We start from the raw sequence: 18299 nt of genomic DNA, 5'->3' as shown, positions 1-18299 counted from the left end.
CAGGCCGAACGGTCACCGCTCGGCACTTTCGGAACCAATGCAAATATAGACATTTATCTTGCTTTTGTTCATTTATATTTATTTTGCGCATAGCAGCCTGAGGAACAGCGCTAGGCCAGCAAGGTTTCACGACGTACACGCCATGATCAGGAACTGTCGAAATGCCTGGACCGATATCGATAAGTGCTTGTCGGGTCGCCAGATCAGCCCCAGTTCCATGGGCGGAATGACATCCGCCAATGGCCGAGCCTCGATCCTCTTACCCTCCAGAGACCAGGGTCGGTAAAGCATGTCGGAAAGAATAGTGACGCCAAAGCCATGGCCGACCAGGCCGCGCAGCGCCTCCATGGAAGAAGTACGAAAAGCCACGTTGGGAGCCAACCCACGAGACGCCCAGTAGCGAAACGTCGAGCTGTCACCTTCGTCCACGGTGGCAAGGATGTAGGCGTGCTGCGCCACGTCTTCGAGATTGATTGAGGAGGCAGTCATTAAGGGGTGCTGGTTGGCCAACCAGAGTTGCCGGCGGGATCGAATCAACACCTGGTGGGAGAAAACATGCAGGCTGGGGGTGTTGGACACGATCACCAGGCCAAGGTCGAGATCGCCATTGTTAACGGCCTGCTCGATGCTGTGGCGATCTATGTCGACGAGTTCGATCTCCACCTGCGGATAGCTGCGCTTGAATCGTGCAAGCAGCGCTGGCAGGAAGTAGCCCAGCACCGTGTAGGAAGCCCCCACACGCACGCTTCCCCGTGTCGAGTGGCTGAGGAACAGCGGCTCGCTCAGGGCGTCCTGCAGCGTATCGAGGATATGCCGCGCATGTTGGGCAAACTTATTGCCTTCGGCCGTCAGTGTCACGCCATAGGGCAAGCGGTCGAACAGGCTAACGCCCATAGTCTCTTCCAGATGCTGCACCGCGGCGGTAATGGCCGACTGTGACACGTGCACCTTGAGAGCCGCCTGGGAGAATTGACCCGTATCAGCCGCCGCCACGAAGTACCGAAGCTGGCGCATGGAAACGTCTTTGCCCTTGATCATCTGCTATGCCGAGCCCGCCGCCAGAACCAATGAAACCGCTTGCCGCTGCGGCCTTCAGCGGCGGATCGTGGCCGTGATCTTGGCGTGCGGTCCATCTATCTGAGCAGCCCAAGCCTCTGCGGCCTGGTCAAGGGTGAAATCTAGGTAGTCCACGTGTATCTGCTGTTCCCTGGCGATCTTCAACAGTCGCAGCCAGATCTGTTCGCGGTCCGTAGGGGGACGCTGGCCGGTCCCGATGCACGACAGGCTGCGAAACAGTAGGTCGGCGATATCCAGGTTGAGCTGGCGGCCAGCACCAGTGCCAATGGTCATAATGCGTGCGCCCCAATTGGTGGCCTTCAGGGACGTCAGCAAGGGTTGTCCGCACACCAGGTCGAGTACCACATCGAAGCCACCGGCCGCCGCCTCCTTAAGTGCGTCAACATCATCGCTGCCGCCCAAGGTAACGACCTCGTCGGCGATTCCGCGCGACTTCAGGCGGCCAAGTGCCTCCTGTGAACGCGCGGCACCAACGACCTTGCCAGCACCCATGCCACGCGCAAGCTGCAGGGCAATCTGTCCCAAGGTGCCGGTGGCGCCGAGGATCAAGACCTTTTCGCCCTTCTGGATCTCAGCCTTTTCCAGCGGCACGATGGCCCCGGTAGCGGCGATACCCATGCTGATCGCGGTTTTGTCGTCCACGTCGTCCGGCACATTCCACACTTCGGCTTGCGGCACCAAAGTGCGCTCGGCCCAGGCACCGTAGGGCAGCACCGAACGCTCACCGAAATATACTCGCCGCCCATCCGGCGCTCGTCCCACGCCCTCACCACGGATGACACAAGGGTATTCGACACCCAGGCGATAGGCCCCGAGTACATCCCACCCCCCGAGGCCGGCCGTGTCCACGTCGATCAGTACCGCACCGTCTTGCGCTTGCGGCTCATTGAACTCACGTACCTGTGGCAAGGCATTGCGTTCGGAAATGATGGCTGCACGCATGGCTTTCTCCCTTGTCTGTTTTGTTTTCAAGCGTCTTCATGATCGATAATTGAACATTTTTTGATTATTTGTCTATATTTAATTAGTATCCAAGCCCGACAGCCCCGGCTTGAGCTGCACAGCACCGCCAATGCCGACCCATGCAGGTATTTGAAACACCAATACCTCACCGCTGTTTTCGTGATTTTACGATCGCTCCCCTGCTTTCTAGAGTCGGCCTCGACAAGGCATCGCCCTTTACCGGTGCAGCCATACAAGAACAACGCCTGGAGGATAAACATGAGTACCCCGGTTTCTCTGGAAGACAAGTACGTACAACACAGTGGACATGTACTGCTCACGGGGATTCAGGCGCTGGTGCGCCTGCCCCTGATGCAGCGGCTACGCGATCGGGCCAACGGTCTGAATACCGCCGGGTTCATTTCCGGCTATCGCGGCTCGCCGCTAGGCGGCTTCGACCAGGCCCTATGGAAAGCACGTGACTACCTCAAAGCACACCACACAGTGTTCCACCCTGGTATGAACGAAGACCTTGCCGCCACCTCGATCTGGGGTACGCAGCAGGTCAATTTGTTCGAAGGTGCCATGTATGATGGCGTCTTCGGCATGTGGTACGGCAAGGGCCCCGGCGTGGACCGTTGCGGTGATGTTTTCCGCCACGCGAACGCATCTGGCACATCAAAATTTGGCGGTGTATTAGCCATCGCAGGCGATGACCATGGCGCCCGCTCCTCTTCCCTTCCCCACCAGACCGAGCACATTTTCAAGGCAGTGATGATGCCGGTGTTGGCGCCCTCCGGCGTACAGGAATACCTCGACTACGGCATGCATGGTTGGGCCATGTCGCGCTACTCAGGCTGCTGGGTCGCCCTCAAGGCTGTGGCCGACACGGTTGAAAGCGCGGCGGTCGTCGATATCGACATTCACCGCGTACAACCTGTAATCCCGACCATAGCGTTGCCCGAAGGCGGTCTGAACATCCGCTGGCCCGACCCACCCCTGGCCCAAGAACAGCGCCTGCTGGAGCATAAGCTGTATGCCGCCCTGGCGTATGCCCGTGCCAACCGCATCGATCGCATCGTCATGGATTCGCCGAATGCCCGAATTGGCATTGTCACTTCTGGAAAGTCCTATCTCGACGTGTGCCAGGCCCTGAACATCCTCGGGATCGACGAGCCCCAGGCGCAGAAAATCGGTCTACGCCTGTACAAGGTCGGCATGGTCTGGCCGCTGGAAGCTGAAGGTGTACGCCAGTTCGCCGAAGGCCTGGAGGAGATTGTGGTGGTGGAAGAAAAGCGCCACATGATCGAGTACCAACTCAAGGAAGAGCTCTACAACTGGCGTGAAGACGTACGTCCGCGCATCGTTGGCAAGTTCGACGACAAGGGTGAATGGAGCCTGCCGCACACCGATTGGCTGCTGCCGGCTATCAATGACCTGACGCCGGCGATGATCGCACGCGCCCTGGCCAAGCGAATCCTGCGTCTACACCCAGGCGGTTCGCTTCAAATGCGCCTAGCCCTATTGGAGGCACAACTGGCCTGCAAAGGCCAGTTCAGCAACCTGATGGAGCGCGTGCCGCACTACTGCTCTGGCTGTCCGCACAATACCTCGACCAAGGTGCCGAAAGGTAGCCGCGCGCTGGCCGGTATCGGCTGCCACTACATGGCCGCCTGGATCTACCCGCAAACCCAAACCTTCAGCCAAATGGGTGGCGAAGGAGTAGCCTGGATCGGCCAAGCGCCCTTTACCACCACCCAACATGTCTTTGCCAACCTGGGTGACGGTACCTACTTCCACTCCGGCATTCTCGCCATTCGTGCCGCCATCGCGGCAAAGGCGCAGATCACCTACAAAATTCTCTACAACGATGCCGTGGCCATGACAGGCGGGCAGCCGGTGGACGGCAACCTGAGCGTGGCACAAATCAGCCGCCAACTGGCTGCAGAAGGCGTTCAGCGCCTGGTGGTGGTCAGTGACGATGTCGAGAAGTACAAAGGCATTCCTGATCTGGCCCAAGGTGTACCGGTAGTACGCCGCGACAAGATGGACGAGGTCCAGGAGCAATTGCGCCAGTTCCAGGGAGTGTCGGCAATCATCTATGACCAGACCTGCGCAGCGGAGAAGCGCAGGCGTCGCAAGCGCGGTAAGTTCCCCGACCCAGCACGTCGAGTGGTGATCAACGAAGCGGTATGTGAAGGCTGTGGCGACTGCAGCAGCAAGTCCAACTGCATGTCGGTGGTGGCGGTGGACACAGAGTACGGCCGCAAGCGCGAGATCGACCAATCTTCGTGCAACAAGGACTTCACTTGCCTCAACGGCTTTTGCCCAAGCTTTGTCACCGTCGAAGGCGGAACGCTGCGCAAGCCACAGGCCCTGGCAGCCAAGGCCGACGATGAATGGGACCTGCCCGCTCCTTCGGTCGTCGCCCTCGAAGAGCCATACAGCATCCTGGTGACTGGTGTGGGCGGCACAGGTGTAGTAACCATCGGTGCCTTACTGGGCATGGCGGCGTTTATCGAGGGTAAGGGTACGCTCAACCTCGACATGGCTGGCATGGCACAAAAAGGCGGCGCCGTCTGGTCACACATTCGCATCGCTGCCCGCCAGGATCAGTTGTTCGCCCCGCGGATCGCCGAAGGTGAAGCAGCCTTGTTGTTGGGCTGCGATCTGGTTGTCAGTGCCAACACCGAAACGTTATCCAAGTTGCGCCAAGGTGTGACGCACGCCCTGGTCAACAGCGAGCAAAGCATTACCAGTGCGTTCGTGCGTACCTTTGCTCTGCAGGCGCAAAGCGGTGATCTGGCCAGCCACCCTGACCCGCAATTCCATACCCAAGGCATGTCAGCGCAAATAGCCGAAACCGTTGGCCCAGCGCGGGCGGACTTTGTCGACGCAAGCAGAATTGCCACGACGCTGATGGGCGATTCAATCGCTACAAATACCTTCATGCTGGGCTATGCCTACCAGAAAGGCTGGTTGCCGGTCGGCGAAGAGGCGCTGGAACAAGCCATCGAGTTGAATGGCACCGCGGTAGCCTTCAACCTGGCAGCCTTCGCCTGGGGCCGACGCAGTGCCCACGATTTGCCACGGGTACTGCGCATTGTCGAAGCCGGCAAAAAGCAAAGCGCCGACCGCATACTTTCGCAAAACCTGGAAGAAATGGTTAAGCGGCGCATGGGCGTCCTGACGCAATATCAGAATAACGCCTATGCCCAACGTTACCGGCAACGCGTGGAGCAGTTCATGGAGGCCGAAACTCGGCTGCTGGGCCAGCCGGACGAGCTGTCCAAAAGCGTTGCCCGCCACTACTTCAAGGTCCTGGCGATCAAAGATGAATATGAGGTAGCCCGACTGTTCAGCAACGGCGACTTTCTGACAAACATCCAGTCAATGTTCGAAGGCAACTACCGCCTGCGTTTCCACTTGGCACCGCCGCTGCTCAACGACAACCGCATTAGCAAAGAGCCCAAAAAACGCAGCTACGGGCCCTGGATGCTGCAAGGCTTCAAGCTGCTGGCCAAACTCAAGAGCCTACGCAACACCTGGCTCGACCCGTTCGGCCATACCCATGAGCGCAAGGTTGAGCGCGACTGGTTGCGTAACTATGAAAGTATTCTGGATGAAGTGCTGGCGGGCCTGCGCAGCGACAACCTGCAACTGGCCCGTGAGCTGCTGGAGCTGCCAAACAGCGTGCGCGGTTACGGGCCAGTAAAAGAGCGCTTTCTACATCATGCTCACCAGCGTCAAGCGCAGCTACTGGAGCAATGGCGTAATGGCTCGACTGCACAGTTTCATGACGCCAGCCAAGCCATCGACAAGATTTCCATCATTCAACTCTAAACAGGGACAATCATGAACGAGGAACTGACCCGAAACTACCGCGAAATTCTGCAGGGCATCGGCGAAAACCCGCATCGCGAGGGCTTGTTGGACACGCCAACGCGCGCGGCGAAAGCCATGCAGTACCTGTGCCATGGCTATCAGCAAAGCCTTGAGCAGATAGTCAACGGCGCACTGTTCGACTCGGACAACGACGAGATGGTCATCGTCCGTGATATCGAATTGTATTCGTTGTGCGAGCACCACCTGTTGCCGTTCATTGGCAAGGCGCACGTTGCCTATATCCCCACAGGCAAAGTGCTGGGGCTGTCGAAGGTGGCGCGTATCGTCGATATGTTTGCTCGCAGACTGCAGATTCAGGAAAACCTGACCCGCCAGGTTGCCGAAGCGATCGCCGAAGTCACCCATGCCGCCGGTGTGGCGGTGGTGATCGAGGCGAAACATATGTGCATGATGATGCGTGGTGTGGAAAAGCAGAACTCGGTAATGAGCACTTCGGTCATGCTCGGATGCATGCGCGACTCGTACAACACTCGCCAAGAGTTCCTACAACTGATTCGTAGCCGTTAGCTCTGACTGATTTTGTGGGGAGCGGCGCATGCCGCTCCTCACAAAATCAGATTTCGAAGCGGAAGCGACTCACTGCCAGGCTCAGTTCATCCGAAAGCTCACGGAGTGATACTACCGCTCCGGACACTTGATGTGTAATCGCATCGCCCTCCCCAGCCATGCGGGCGATGTGCTCGATGTGCTCCGCGATCCCCCGCCCGCCCTCGCTTTGCACACTCACCGCATCAGCGATCTGGTCTACACCTCTAGTCGAGTCCCCAACTAGGTCCGCAGCTTGCTGCAAGGTGCTCTCCAGTTCACTCAGTAGCCTGCCACTGTCATCCAGCGCCACAGTGCCTGCACGCAGAGCGTCGCCAACCGCCTCGGACTGGCCTTCAAGGTTAACTGTCAACTCATTGATTGAATTGGCCGCTTGGGCCGAGCGTTGCGCTAACTGACGCACTGCATCTGCTACCACACTGAAACCGCGCCCACTTTCACCTGCCCGCGCCGCTTCGATCGCCGCATTGAGCGCCAGCAAGTTGGTTTGCGCAGAGAGATCCTTGACCTGGGTGATACTGGCGGTAATCGCCGAGGTGCTTTCGACAAAAGCACCTACCGAGCCGCGAATGGCTAAGAATGCCAGGCGTACGCTGTCGATGTTTTCGAGTAGACGCGACAGCGCCAGATGTCCCTCCTGCGTGCCTCGCAAGCTAGCCTCGGCCGAACCTCGCAGGCTCTGGGCATGATTGGAGATGTCGGCAATACTGGCGCTCATATGCTCGATGGTCATCGATACTACCCCAACCGCACCGGTCTGTGCCGAGGAGCTCTCGGCCACCTGCGCCGAGGCGCCTACCAACGTCTCAGCCGATGCACTGACCGAGGCGGCTACCGCGGCAACCTGACGCATCGCCTGCTGGAAACTGTCAATTAGCTCATTGAACGCCTGCGCAGTGTGAGCGATCTCGTCGCCACCGATCACGCGCACTCGGTGCGTCAGATCACCGTCTCGCAACCTAATCGATGCCTGCTCGATTTCCCGGATGGGACGCAAGATCTGCCCCCGTAACAAAAGACTGACCAGCAACGCCAGAGCACTGGCGGCCAGTGATATCACTACTAGCATCTTTGATACCTGACGCTGCAAAGCTTCGGCCTCGGCAAACGCGTCAGAGGTCAGTTGCGCCTGCAGCGCTAACAGGCGGTTGAACTGCGCTTGCAAGCCGTTGCTGTCAGCGCGCACCCGTCCCAACAACGAAGCAGCCTGAATCTGATCTTTCAAGGCAGTGCGCTGAAAATCGTCCAGTCCCTCGGTCACTACAGCAGCCTGCTCCTGCACCGCCCGATAGAGTGCCTTTTCCTCGTCACCCAAGCGGGTCTCACGGGCTGCATTGCCAAGGCCAGTGCGCATGTCGTCGACACTCGCCCGTATATCCTCGAAGTAAGATTCCAGTTCCTCCAGCTCGGTCTGCCCACCGGATTCAAGAATGCGTGCCCCCGTGGCATAGGCGCCAACCATCGCCGCCTGCAGAGCAGTCGCGGTTTCCAAGACCTGCCTATATTGCTGGAAGCGCAACTGTTGAATTTCTTCGATCACTGCCTGCTGCCTGGCCAGCCCGTGGTAGGCGACACCCGAGACAACCAATAATGCAAGTACGAACAAGATGGGCAGGACCAAAAGCTTGGCGCCAATGGAGAATTTCTGTGCAAAGAGCATGAGCAATGACCGTTCTTCTTGTTATGAGGAAGCCTCTAGCTTGGCAAGCTATCACGCATAATTCTATATGCAATATTATATTCTTAATAGAGAACAGGATAAACTGGCCACCGCGGCTCTAGAATTGGCCAACCTCCACCTACTCAGTGCTCTACAAGGCCCTAAAATGGCCCCACTCGCTTCAACGCGAGGCGGGACAGACCCTGCGCCTTACCAACGCTCCACTGGTTTGTTCCGCTCACCTGGCTCTGCCCTCGGTTCAGGTGACACTTCAGGCGCCTTAGGGCGCCTTTTTTCGGCCTGGGACCGACCAGCTGAATACGTCAGGTGTAAAAAACGCAACCCGCAGGTTAATGCCAGTCAGTTAAGCAATTTGGGGCCGCTTCGCGGGCAAGCCCGCTCTCCCAGGGATAGCGCATTTTCTGAACTCAGCGCCAACCCTGTGGAAGCGGGCTTGCTCGCGAAGGGCTGCAAAGCAGCCCCAGTAATGTTGTAGAAACCTTAACTGACTGGCATTAACCCGCAGGTTGCCTTTGTCAAAGCCTGGTCTAGCCAGCTCAATGGGTCTGCTCTACCAGCCCCAGCGACTTGAGCACGTCATCGGATTGCAGGAACGTGTGTGGGCTGAGCATCTTGCCGCCTTGCTCCACCCATCCCATGAAGTTCTCGCCAGCATCCCAGCCAAGCAAGCGCTGCACTTCGCTAGGCAATCCCTTTAGCGTCTCGAAGGGTATGGACAAGTACTGGTTTTCTTCCTGGCGTACGCATCCCAGGTCGATGCCCATGGTCAGGCCCGTGCGAGGTGCATCGCTGGAGTTAGTGCCGCCGCCGTGGTAAGTCGAACCGATGAACAGAAGCGCGGAACCTGCAGCCATCTCCGCGTTCACGGCCTCTTCGGGTTGAGGGCAGCGCTCATCGTCCCACTCGTGGCTGCCGGGGATCACCTTGGTCGCGCCCGTGGCTTCGGTAAACTCGGTTATCGCCAGCATGATCTGCAGCCGTGCTTCGCGTCCGTAGTTGGGATGACGCCACAGGAAGCTGGTGTCATCGCGGTGCAGCGGTTGCTTGCCCTGGCCTGGATGATTTTGGATGGCTTGAGTCATACCAATCTGGATTTACGGAGTGACCGTGGTGCGTTGCTGGCCAAACCAGACCGATACGGGCTTTTGCAGGATTTTGCGTGCGGCCCCAAGGTACAAGGGATGCAGGACGACATCGACCATGCGCGAACAGCGCGCGAACAGCCGACTAGCGCGACGTGTGGAGGTGCCGACGAAAAAGTTTTCATGACCAAAGCTCGAAGTATCCAGCGCAGCGTCGATCTGCTGCTTGAGTTCGCTGAGCACATCGCTGGCCATAAAGTCCGCAATAATAACGCCGCCATCGCGCTCGATGATCTCGACGACGTGCTCAACGGATGCAGTACCCGGCAGAGTCACAAGGGAAGCGGTAGACATGATTGAGGCCCTCTGGAAATGTGGTGTGCAACCGCCTGGAATGTAGGGTGAGGTGCACGCAGCTGACAGGTTCGTAGCAGACAAAAAAAGGAGCGATGGGGCCATTCAAGAAAATGCCCGCACGCCCCTTTCAAGGTAATCAGAAGCTCCAGGTCACAATGGTTTCAAAGAGTTGGGAACGGTTGTTGTCACCGTAGATCTGCTTGGCGGCATCGCCGGGCAATGCCATGCCATACACGGCACTGACCGTCAGCGAGGGTGTCACTGTCCAGTTCACATACACATCTAACTCGTTGGCAAAATCGCGGCTGGTCACACCCTCGGGTGCTTTATCCAGACGGAAGCGATAGCCCATAACGCCAAAGTCGATATTCTCGCGTGGCTGCAAGGCCAGCTTGAGTAAATCGATATTGACGTTACTGTTGAACAGCATGTACTCACCGACGATCTCACCTTGGTACCAAGTGCCGTACTCACCGCCATAGCCATAGGTCATCGGGTCGTAGTCGTCGGAGTACTGAGTCCGGCGATAGGTCAGCGTCGGCGTCCATGGCACGTCGGTGAAGGCATAGCTGGCTTGTGCGTACCAACCATGAGCGGACTTGTCGGCATCACCCCCCTTCTGCCAGACATACTCACCAGCCAGGCTGACTTGCGGGAGCGCCGTAAATGGCGTGCCTTTGGCACGCACGTCGTACACATCCACGCCATCCCGTGCTGCGTTGTCAGCGTCCAGCGTGTGGTAATAAGTGGCCCCCAGCGTACCCAAGCTGTCACGCCATTCGAAATTGCCGCCGCGCAAGCGCAGGTTCTCTTTGTAGTCAGCGTATTCAAGGTCAGCGCTGGCCGTCAGGTCGAACACATCCGCATGAATCTTGCCGGTATCCAACTGGGCGATAAGGGTATTTTTGAATGCGGTGCGTGGGCCAATCCAGGCGGCTGCGTCCTTGCCTTGGTCAGCATGGCCATCACCGATCAGAAAACCGTTGTCGATCATGAAGTTCTGACGACCGCCGCTCAGCGTCAGCGCATCCTTGCCTAGCGAGGGGAACAAATCCGCACTTTTCCAGCCGACAAAGGCCGTTTCCAACCCAACGGACTCCGGGTCGTCATGGGTAAATCCACCAGCGTCACTGTCGCCTCGCGTCATTGCACCGACCGCCGAAACGCCACCAAATACCGTCCCGAACGCGGTTTGCGGCCCGGTGACTTTTACATCGGGCAAAACAAAGCCTTCAACACGGCTGGAGGTACGGTCCACCTCAAGCCCAATACCGCTGGTGCGGCCGCCAAACGCCTGATTCTTGTGATAGAGGTACGCCGCGCCCACCGTCACCGAGGGTTCGACCAACACATCCCCGATTTGAAAGCTGTCGAGAGCGAACCCCGAGCCCGCATAAAGCACTCCGACACCTGCCGCCACACTGCGAACCAACACTTTCATAACTACCCCTCTTCCCGATCACTGCGTGATGCCAATCATGGCGACTTGCTATTGATTGTCTGGTTTGAGGGGGTTGGGCTAAAGGCGTAAACGGGTCAAAAAAGGGGATCTTAGGGGACACTTGCCACCGAGAACACCCGCACCTTTTTCAGTGCCTGACCTTCGAGCGATATTGCGAAGGCGTGCACCCGCTCCAGCGCTGAAAAGCCCTCCTGAAAGCAGCAGCCTCGCTGAAGCCCAGGTGCTCGGCAATGCGTGCAATAGGCACTTGCCGTATCAACAGCTCTTGAGCGCGTTGATAGCGCACTTCACCCAGCAGCTCATTAAAACTGGTGCCTGCGGCACGTAAATGACGCTGTAGGGTTTTGCTTGAACAGGCCATGCTCACGGCAATGTTGTTCAGAGTGGGCGCCGGCTCGAACTGCGTGGCAATAGCGGATCTCACATTGGCAAGAAAATCACGAGGGCTTTCCAGGTGGGATTTGAGCTCTGAACAATGCCTCTTCATCTGGTCATGGGAAACAGAATGCGCACACGGCAATGGCTGGTCGAGCCAGCGGGCATCGAAAGACAAGCTGTTGGGACGCGAGGAATCGAACGACACCGGGCAGGCGAAGTAACGCTCATAGGTCTGCGCATCGGCCAATTCGGGAAAGCTGATATTGACGCTCAACACCGGCAACGGCTGGTAAAGTAAATCAGCCATCAGACTTTGCACTGCCGTCAGGCAAAACTCGATCGCCAACCCGCGCAACTCATCCTCCACCTCGAAGGTGTCGGTAACGCTCAGGGTTGCCACACCACACTCTTGCTTCAAGGCCAATTGGAAGCCTGTCCCCAGCGGCAACGGGAACTCGAACAGCAAACCCAATGCTGATCGCAAGTCACTACTGGAAAGCAGAGTGAAACCGAAGATGCCATAGGCCGCCAATCGACACCGACTGCCCAGCTCCAGGCCAAGATGCGCATTGCCTGACAAGGCAAGGGCATTGCGCAAGATAGTGTATTCCTGAGAGGGTGTTATCAGCCGCAGGCCCGCCTGCAACTCCTCGACCTCAAGATCCGTGCCCTGTAGCAACCTCTGGGTGGTATGACCCGCCTCAATCATCAGCGAGTCGACCATTGCAATGAAATGCAAGGTGGCGAGCCGATCGATGTCTTCAAGAGTTCCTCCCATAATGCTCACTTCCCATGCTGATTCAGCAGGGAGAATAAACGCAGGTCAGAAATCAGAAACAGGTGCGCAGCGACCAGAAAACGGGGCGCAGAGGCCTAAAGACTCAGCCAACGCGAATCATGTTGAGCCACATCGTGCGCATCGTTTCGAGTGTATCGTCCCAGTGCTGCTGGTCGGCAGCGATCTGCTTGTTGTACAGCAACAACCCTTCGATTTGCGAAGCGATCAGCGTCGCGTAGACATCAGCCTTACTGTGGGTCACCGCAGGGTTCACATCTCTGATCAGGCTGGCCAGGATGCGGCAGAACTCGCCGTATATATGCTTGAGGTGTTCATTGACGTCCTTGTCATGTTCGGCCAGCGCCCACGTCTGGAATGAAAACGACGCGATCCAGGGGTCCAGTGTCGTGACCATGTCTTCATCGATGATTTTGATAAAGCGCTGCTCTGGCGTCAGCGACGTCTGATTGGCAATGTCGTGAAAACGGGTGACAAACACCTCTATTTTTGCCCTGATCATTGAAAGCAACAGGTTTTCGGTGGTCCCGCAGTAGTGCTGCAGGTTGCTGAGGCTGATACCCAACTCATTGGCAACGCGACGCGAGGAAAACTGAGCGTAACCATCACGCACGAACAGCTTGGCGGCGGTCTCGATGATGTCCTCGATACGCTGCACGCGTTTTTTTTCACGGGGGCTGGCCGCTCTGTCGAACAAAGTCTCGCTCCGTGTGGTTTCACTCAACATCGCGTAATGCTCCAAAAGCGTGTCTTTCACTAATGCCTGCAGGCAAGACCGCGATGCAACATCACGGACCTAGATGCGCCGGGCGTCCTACCCAACATAGCCAAATTGTAAGTAGGACACCTGACTTAGGTCAAGCGACCTTATTTTAAGATCATATGACCTTCACCATAAAACAAAAGGCCCCGGCGGGGAGCCAGGGCCTTGTTCTACAAGGCTGGGCTACAAGCCCACACTGACCTTCTTCAGTGCCAACTGATCAACGTTACGATAACCGCCTTTGTCACTCAAGGCGATCACCAGGCGCATAGCCACATAATACGTCACGAGGCACAGTGCAAAAGAAGGCATGGCTGCGCCGATATAGCGGAACGAACCGCCTACTGCCAATGTCATCGGGTTGAACAGCGACAGATAGGTCCATATCCCGAGTGCGATGGTCCCCATCGCCACCCAGTTCACCCCACCCCAAAACCAGTAGGCGCTTTCACGGGTCTTGACGAACAGATGGGCCGGCAGGACTTTCTGGCGACGCAGCAACAGGTAATCGGTGAGCAGGATCGCAGCAATACCGACAAACATCGCCCCGTTGTAGGCCAGCCAATTCATCACATGAGCGATCAGCCATTCCGTTTCAAAAGCCACGACGATGCCTGGAAGCAACAGCAGCGCGATGATGATGTCCCAGCGTAACTTGGCAAAAAACCTGATCTGCTGGACTGAAACCCCAGCCAGGTAAAAGAAGCTGATCAAGGTGCCCAGGTTCGCCAGTAGCAGGATCGTCACGATCAACGTACCCAGACCATTACCGGCCGTCTTGACCACCCACTCGGCAGGCTCAGTGGAGCCTGTGGCCACGGCGGCCAACGCACCTACAGCCGTCGTGAAGCCCGCACCAATCAACCCGGCCCCCAGCAGGCAAGGCGTGACCAGGTGTTTACGCTTGTGGATCAAACGTGCCATGCCGCCAAAGAACGGCACAATCGTCAGTGCATTGGAGGCACCAAACTCTACGCCGTAGGCCAGTTGCAACAATGGATCGGTGGTGTAGGCCAGCTTCGGATCAACATTGGTATGCAGTAACGTTGAAAAACTGACATCCCGGGTCACGAGGTATAACAAGACGGCCGCAATGATCAGAATCGCAGGTGACGTGAAGCGCGTCAGCATGGCGATCATGGCAGGGCCTTTCCTAAGCAACAGCCAGATCAGCGCCAGCATGGCAATCGAGACACCGGCCACGAAGGTATTGTCGATGCCGCCGCCAGGGTTGAACAGCACCTGCTGCAAGCGCCCTGCAGCCTGCCCGGTCATGGCGATCAGTACAAACGACCAGCCCAACGTAGTTATCAGGATCATCACCAGCAACAATGACGAGCCGCGAGTGCCCAATACGCTCTTGGCCGCATCCACCGGGTCGACACCATGACGATAACTCAACATCCCCGACGCCAGGTACATGGGCGCCAGTGTCATCATCAGACCGATCACATAGCCGAGGATACCGATGGACGTGCTGCCAATGTAGGCAATCGATGCACCGAACAAGTAGTTAAAACTAGCCGCGCCGATCGCAATGGCCGCCCCCAACAAGGTGCCGAATCCGTTGTATAACCGCGCAGAACCCGGCACTGGCAAACGCCCTGCCAGGGTTTCCCGAGAGATGAGCCCACTTACGTCTTCACCTGCATTACTCATGGCAAACCTCTATCAGATGGAAAAGCCCACAAGGGCCCAAAGGACAACACCGGCAACAAACCAGCCCACGGCCGTCAGGATGATCGAGCCAGTCGGCAAACTGGTTTCGTCTTTGAGGTTTTCGTCAGAGGTCAAGGCGATCAGGCTTTTGACCAGGTCAAGGTCGAGGTCGCCGATCGTCTCATCGATCAGAAAGGCATGTTCGCCGGGAAGATGAAGGCTGGATGCATCACGCATGAACTGCTCCTGAAGCGGTAGAGGGCAGGATGTCTGGAAAATCGTTCTTATTGTGTGTGTCAGCATCCCTGCATTCGCGACCTGTCCAGTCACTTCCACGCCATCCGTGACGCTTCGATTATGAGCCTGGCAACCCTGCCAAACAGGTGCAAAGGGGACATTTTTACGGCCATCGCGCCCCTCCCTGCCGGCCAGCCGCTGGACGGTATCGTTCAACTCGGGCGGCGGAATACTTCAAAGACTGCCGGTAACTCATCGGCCTCGTGACCTTGCGCAGCCGTCTTGTCGACGTACGCTGAAAACAGCTGCAGCAAGCGGTGTTCCACGCCCGAATCCTTAGCCCGTTTGAGCAACGACTGCACACCTAGCGAATGCACATGAATAGAGGCTTCATTGCCTGAATAGTCCTGCTGTTCGATGGCTTCAATGGTGCGTTTCCAAGTGCTGTCTATCACGGGCCTGAAGGCATTCAAGGCTGTTTCGAAGTCCTTGATATCGACCTGCTCGGCCAACAGCATCGCCGCACTCTGCATCAACGCGAAAGTATTGCCGTAGTACATCGTCAATAGACTGCCATCGAGCAAGTTGGCCGACGAAGGTTTGCTACCGACATACGTCATCCGCCCTCCCAGCAGTTTCATTTGCGCCTCGCACCTGGCCCACACGGCACTGTCACCCGAGACCAACAGCAGGCATTCGGGGCCGCCGACCTTGGTCGGGTAATCCATGATCGCGCCATCCAGATAGTCGGCCCCGACTTCTGCCGCCCAGCGAGCCCCCTGCTCGGCCTCTTTGCCATCGCCAGTGGTCAACTGCACAACCGTCTTGCCCTTGAGAAGCGGCGTGATTTCATCGCGATGAAACAGTGCATCGCTGGTGGCGTAGTCCGCGAGGCAAACGATGATGAGGTCAGACGCGCGGATCGCAGCGGCAAAGTCGCAAGCCGCCTTCGCACCCATGGCAACCAACGCGTCAGCCTTGGATGCCGAGCGATTCCACACGGTGATCTGCAGCCCGGCATCGATAAAAGGCGGGACCAATGCCGCGCCCATCTGGCCAAGACCAATGAACGTTGCTGTTGAGTGCATTGAATCTTTCATGCCACTTCCTTCTCGCTGATGAACAGTCGACGGCCTCTGCCGCGTTGCCCAGGAACTCTAGGCATCGGTCGCTCAGCGAAAAAGGTGATTTATGGCCAACAAAGCATCCTGGCAGGACAGCGAGCTGGCATACCCGGCACCTGGTTCTGTCACGTTGTAGGGTGGCCGCGTAGACGTCGAAATTTGGCCCCGGCACACCTGTTTGATGGCGTCATGGCCGCCCTACCATGGGCTCACCGGCAACACAGCTGAAGGGCCCTGCGCGTTGCGCGGCTCCCATCTCAACTTGGGCCTCAACTCGCTATTAAGAGAGTGACCGATGAGCATCATCCAGGCACAACACATCATGTTGAACGACCCGGGCCATCTCCGCGTCGCCTACGAGCCGAAATATGGTCACGGCTCGGCCTTCATCAATGGCACCTATGTGGATTTGGACAACGCAGCGATCCCGATGAGAGACTTGGGCTTTACCCAGGCCGATGCCTGCTACGACGTTGTCAGCGTCAGCAAGGGCTATCTGTTTCGCCTGGAAGACCACCTTGCGCGCTTCGAGAGTGCCTGCGCCAAGTTCCAACTGACCAACCCCTACAGCAAAGCGCAAACCACCGAGATCCTCACCAACCTGATCAAACAGGCGGGCGCCAAGGAAGCGTACGTCTGGTGGGCTGTGACACGTGGGCTCATGCGCGTCGGTGGAGACCGGATCAACCCCCAGTCCTTCGAAAACCGCTTCTACGCCTTTGTCGTGCCCTACGTCTTTCTTTCCAACGATGAACAGCGCTCGCGCGGCATCGATCTGCTGGTCAGCACGCAATACATTCGCATCCCACCCGAAGCCGTCGACCCAACCGCAAAAAACTTCCACTGGATGGACCTCAAGCTGTCGTTGTTCGAAGCCAAGGCCGCCAACAAGGAATGGTCGGTGCTCTGTGATGCCAATGGCTATCTGACCGAAGCCCCAGGCTCCAATATTTTCCTGATCAAGGACGGGGTGTTGTACACGCCGGACTCCGGCTGCCTAGAAGGCATCACACGCAAGACCACACTGGAGTTGGCGAAGGATGTCGGCATGCCGATCCATGTCGAGCGTGTCCATGTCGAACAGTTGATCAATGCCGACGAAGCCTTCCTCACCTCTACTGCCGGCGGGATCATGCCGATCAACAGCGTCGATGACACCGTACTGGGCGGCCATGCGGGCCCAGGCGCGCTGACGACCCAACTGCACAATCTTTACTGGACCAAACGCTGGGATGGCTGGCTCGGGACTGCGGTGGATTACAGCGTACCCGCCAACGTCTAGTCGGTCGGCCGGGTGCGATAGCCGCTGTTCGGCATCGCCCCGTCCCATCACTTCTCATACTCAACAGGTTTCCGTCATGACCAGTGCATTCAAGAAAATCACTCTCGACACCCCGAAAGAAGAAGTCCTGAAAATCCTCAAAGAGGATGCCGGGGTCATCATCAAAGGCATGCTCACGCTCGATCAGGTCACTCGCTTCAACACGGAAATACAACCTGAACTGGACAAGATTCCCGCAGGCTCGTCCAAGACCAACGAAGGTGCCCAGGATTTTCACGGGGCCAATACCAAACGCTTGACCAACCTGGTCACCCACAGCAAGACATTCCGCGAAGAAATCATCGATCACGACAAGGTTCATCAGTTGGCACACGCCATTCTGAGCCCCTGGTGCGATACCTACTGGATGGGGACCGCGCAAGTCATCGAGATCGGCCCGGGCAGCAAAGCCCAACCGCTGCACCGTGATTTCGAAAACTACATGGCGTTCAAGGAGATGGGCATCAAAGCCCCGGACGTCATCTGCAACTTCCTGATCGCACTGAGCCCCTGCACTGAAGAAAATGGCGCGACGCGCATCATTCCTGGTAGCCAGTACTGGCCCGACTACAATGATCGCGGCACGCCGGAAATGACGGTCCCCGCGGAACTTGAACCCGGTGACGCTCTGTTTTTCACTGGCAAGATCGCCCACGGCGGTGGCGCCAACATAACCACAGACCAATACCGCCGTGCGGTGGCCTTTACCTTCAACCTCGGCTGGCTGGTCCCTGAGGAAGCCTACCCTTTCGTAGTCGATATGGAACTGGTCCGCACCCTGTCACCGCGCGTGCAGCAGATCCTCGGCTTCCGCTCCTTTACCGCCGACCTCTACGGCCTGCCGGGTCTGTGGCAAGTCAACTACGAGGAAATTGCCGACTACATCGGCCTCAACCCTCCTCGCTGATACCTACACCTCTTGCCGCCACGCACTGATCTTCTTGATGTCGGCGCGTGGCGCTCACCTT

15 protein-coding genes are annotated in these 18299 nt (G+C 57.5%); 4 read left to right on the top strand and 11 right to left on the bottom strand.

Annotated features, from left to right (window positions below):
• Nucleotides 1-126: 126 nt before the first annotated feature.
• Nucleotides 127-1038 (bottom strand): LysR family transcriptional regulator, encoded by a 912-nt coding sequence (locus tag C4Q26_RS24260; RefSeq protein WP_104883761.1) that lies wholly within the window; start codon nucleotides 1036-1038, stop codon nucleotides 127-129.
• Between the two features lie 54 nt (nucleotides 1039-1092).
• Nucleotides 1093-2019, bottom strand: a complete 927-nt coding sequence (locus tag C4Q26_RS24255) for a zinc-binding dehydrogenase (protein WP_104883760.1) — start codon at nucleotides 2017-2019, stop codon at nucleotides 1093-1095.
• Between the two features lie 279 nt (nucleotides 2020-2298).
• Between C4Q26_RS24255 and C4Q26_RS24250 the strand changes: the two genes are divergently transcribed.
• Nucleotides 2299-5862 carry an indolepyruvate ferredoxin oxidoreductase family protein gene (locus tag C4Q26_RS24250; RefSeq protein ID WP_104883759.1) on the top strand — a complete coding sequence of 1188 codons (3564 nt, stop codon included), beginning with the start codon at nucleotides 2299-2301 and terminating at the stop codon, nucleotides 5860-5862.
• A 12-nt stretch (nucleotides 5863-5874) separates the two neighbouring features.
• Nucleotides 5875-6432, top strand: a complete 558-nt coding sequence (gene folE / locus C4Q26_RS24245) for a GTP cyclohydrolase I FolE (protein ID WP_104883758.1) — start codon at nucleotides 5875-5877, stop codon at nucleotides 6430-6432.
• 46 nt (nucleotides 6433-6478) lie between these two features.
• Here folE and C4Q26_RS24240 read toward each other — a convergent pair whose 3' ends face one another.
• The 9 genes from C4Q26_RS24240 to C4Q26_RS24205 all read right to left on the bottom strand — a co-directional run bounded on the left by C4Q26_RS24240 (nucleotide 6479) and on the right by C4Q26_RS24205 (nucleotide 15986).
• Nucleotides 6479-8131 carry a methyl-accepting chemotaxis protein gene (locus C4Q26_RS24240; protein ID WP_104883757.1) on the bottom strand — a complete coding sequence of 551 codons (1653 nt, stop codon included), beginning with the start codon at nucleotides 8129-8131 and terminating at the stop codon, nucleotides 6479-6481.
• 557 nt (nucleotides 8132-8688) lie between these two features.
• Nucleotides 8689-9234: a phytanoyl-CoA dioxygenase family protein gene (locus C4Q26_RS28480; RefSeq protein WP_256583319.1), complete on the bottom strand. Its 546-nt coding sequence runs from the start codon at nucleotides 9232-9234 to the stop codon at nucleotides 8689-8691.
• Between the two features lie 12 nt (nucleotides 9235-9246).
• Complete coding sequence (locus C4Q26_RS28475; protein ID WP_256583318.1) at nucleotides 9247-9588, bottom strand: phytanoyl-CoA dioxygenase family protein; 342 nt, start codon at nucleotides 9586-9588, stop codon at nucleotides 9247-9249.
• A 139-nt stretch (nucleotides 9589-9727) separates the two neighbouring features.
• Complete coding sequence (locus tag C4Q26_RS24230) at nucleotides 9728-11032, bottom strand: alginate export family protein (protein ID WP_104883756.1); 1305 nt, start codon at nucleotides 11030-11032, stop codon at nucleotides 9728-9730.
• A gap of 148 nt (nucleotides 11033-11180) precedes the next feature.
• Nucleotides 11181-12209, bottom strand: a complete 1029-nt coding sequence (locus C4Q26_RS24225; RefSeq protein WP_104883755.1) for an AraC family transcriptional regulator — start codon at nucleotides 12207-12209, stop codon at nucleotides 11181-11183.
• Nucleotides 12210-12312: 103 nt separating this feature from the next.
• Complete coding sequence (locus C4Q26_RS24220) at nucleotides 12313-12984, bottom strand: TetR/AcrR family transcriptional regulator (protein ID WP_158664916.1); 672 nt, start codon at nucleotides 12982-12984, stop codon at nucleotides 12313-12315.
• Between the two features lie 189 nt (nucleotides 12985-13173).
• Nucleotides 13174-14649: a cytosine permease gene (locus C4Q26_RS24215; RefSeq protein ID WP_104883753.1), complete on the bottom strand. Its 1476-nt coding sequence runs from the start codon at nucleotides 14647-14649 to the stop codon at nucleotides 13174-13176.
• A gap of 12 nt (nucleotides 14650-14661) precedes the next feature.
• Complete coding sequence (locus C4Q26_RS24210; protein WP_104883752.1) at nucleotides 14662-14886, bottom strand: hypothetical protein; 225 nt, start codon at nucleotides 14884-14886, stop codon at nucleotides 14662-14664.
• A gap of 212 nt (nucleotides 14887-15098) precedes the next feature.
• Nucleotides 15099-15986 (bottom strand): NAD(P)-dependent oxidoreductase, encoded by an 888-nt coding sequence (locus C4Q26_RS24205; protein WP_104883751.1) that lies wholly within the window; start codon nucleotides 15984-15986, stop codon nucleotides 15099-15101.
• A 319-nt stretch (nucleotides 15987-16305) separates the two neighbouring features.
• Here C4Q26_RS24205 and C4Q26_RS24200 point away from each other — a divergent pair, with 319 nt between their 5' ends.
• Nucleotides 16306-17292, top strand: coding sequence for an aminotransferase class IV (locus C4Q26_RS24200; RefSeq protein ID WP_104883750.1), 987 nt, complete (start codon nucleotides 16306-16308; stop codon nucleotides 17290-17292).
• Between the two features lie 76 nt (nucleotides 17293-17368).
• A complete protein-coding gene (locus C4Q26_RS24195) occupies nucleotides 17369-18238 on the top strand; it encodes a phytanoyl-CoA dioxygenase family protein (protein WP_104883749.1) in 870 nt (289 codons plus the stop codon).
• Nucleotides 18239-18299 lie beyond the last annotated feature (61 nt).

It is taken from the genome of Pseudomonas sp. SWI44 (assembly GCF_002947915.1).
GTDB lineage: Bacteria > Pseudomonadota > Gammaproteobacteria > Pseudomonadales > Pseudomonadaceae > Aquipseudomonas > Aquipseudomonas taiwanensis.
This window is presented reverse-complemented; position numbering and strand designations above follow the sequence as displayed.

What these genes read in the sequence shown, in the direction of transcription:
- C4Q26_RS24250 (WP_104883759.1), top strand. Translation starts at nt 2,299, where the DNA reads ATGAGTACCCCGGTTTCTCTGGAAGACAAGTACGTACAACACAGTGGA.
- C4Q26_RS24215 (WP_104883753.1), bottom strand. Translation starts at nt 14,649, where the DNA reads ATGAGTAATGCAGGTGAAGACGTAAGTGGGCTCATCTCTCGGGAAACC.
- folE (WP_104883758.1), top strand. Translation starts at nt 5,875, where the DNA reads ATGAACGAGGAACTGACCCGAAACTACCGCGAAATTCTGCAGGGCATC.
- C4Q26_RS24200 (WP_104883750.1), top strand. Translation starts at nt 16,306, where the DNA reads ATGAGCATCATCCAGGCACAACACATCATGTTGAACGACCCGGGCCAT.
- C4Q26_RS24205 (WP_104883751.1), bottom strand. Translation starts at nt 15,986, where the DNA reads ATGAAAGATTCAATGCACTCAACAGCAACGTTCATTGGTCTTGGCCAG.
- C4Q26_RS24195 (WP_104883749.1), top strand. Translation starts at nt 17,369, where the DNA reads ATGACCAGTGCATTCAAGAAAATCACTCTCGACACCCCGAAAGAAGAA.
- C4Q26_RS24260 (WP_104883761.1), bottom strand. Translation starts at nt 1,038, where the DNA reads ATGATCAAGGGCAAAGACGTTTCCATGCGCCAGCTTCGGTACTTCGTG.
- C4Q26_RS24210 (WP_104883752.1), bottom strand. Translation starts at nt 14,886, where the DNA reads ATGCGTGATGCATCCAGCCTTCATCTTCCCGGCGAACATGCCTTTCTG.
- C4Q26_RS24225 (WP_104883755.1), bottom strand. Translation starts at nt 12,209, where the DNA reads ATGGGAGGAACTCTTGAAGACATCGATCGGCTCGCCACCTTGCATTTC.
- C4Q26_RS28480 (WP_256583319.1), bottom strand. Translation starts at nt 9,234, where the DNA reads ATGACTCAAGCCATCCAAAATCATCCAGGCCAGGGCAAGCAACCGCTG.
- C4Q26_RS24240 (WP_104883757.1), bottom strand. Translation starts at nt 8,131, where the DNA reads ATGCTCTTTGCACAGAAATTCTCCATTGGCGCCAAGCTTTTGGTCCTG.
- C4Q26_RS24255 (WP_104883760.1), bottom strand. Translation starts at nt 2,019, where the DNA reads ATGCGTGCAGCCATCATTTCCGAACGCAATGCCTTGCCACAGGTACGT.
- C4Q26_RS24230 (WP_104883756.1), bottom strand. Translation starts at nt 11,032, where the DNA reads ATGAAAGTGTTGGTTCGCAGTGTGGCGGCAGGTGTCGGAGTGCTTTAT.
- C4Q26_RS28475 (WP_256583318.1), bottom strand. Translation starts at nt 9,588, where the DNA reads ATGTCTACCGCTTCCCTTGTGACTCTGCCGGGTACTGCATCCGTTGAG.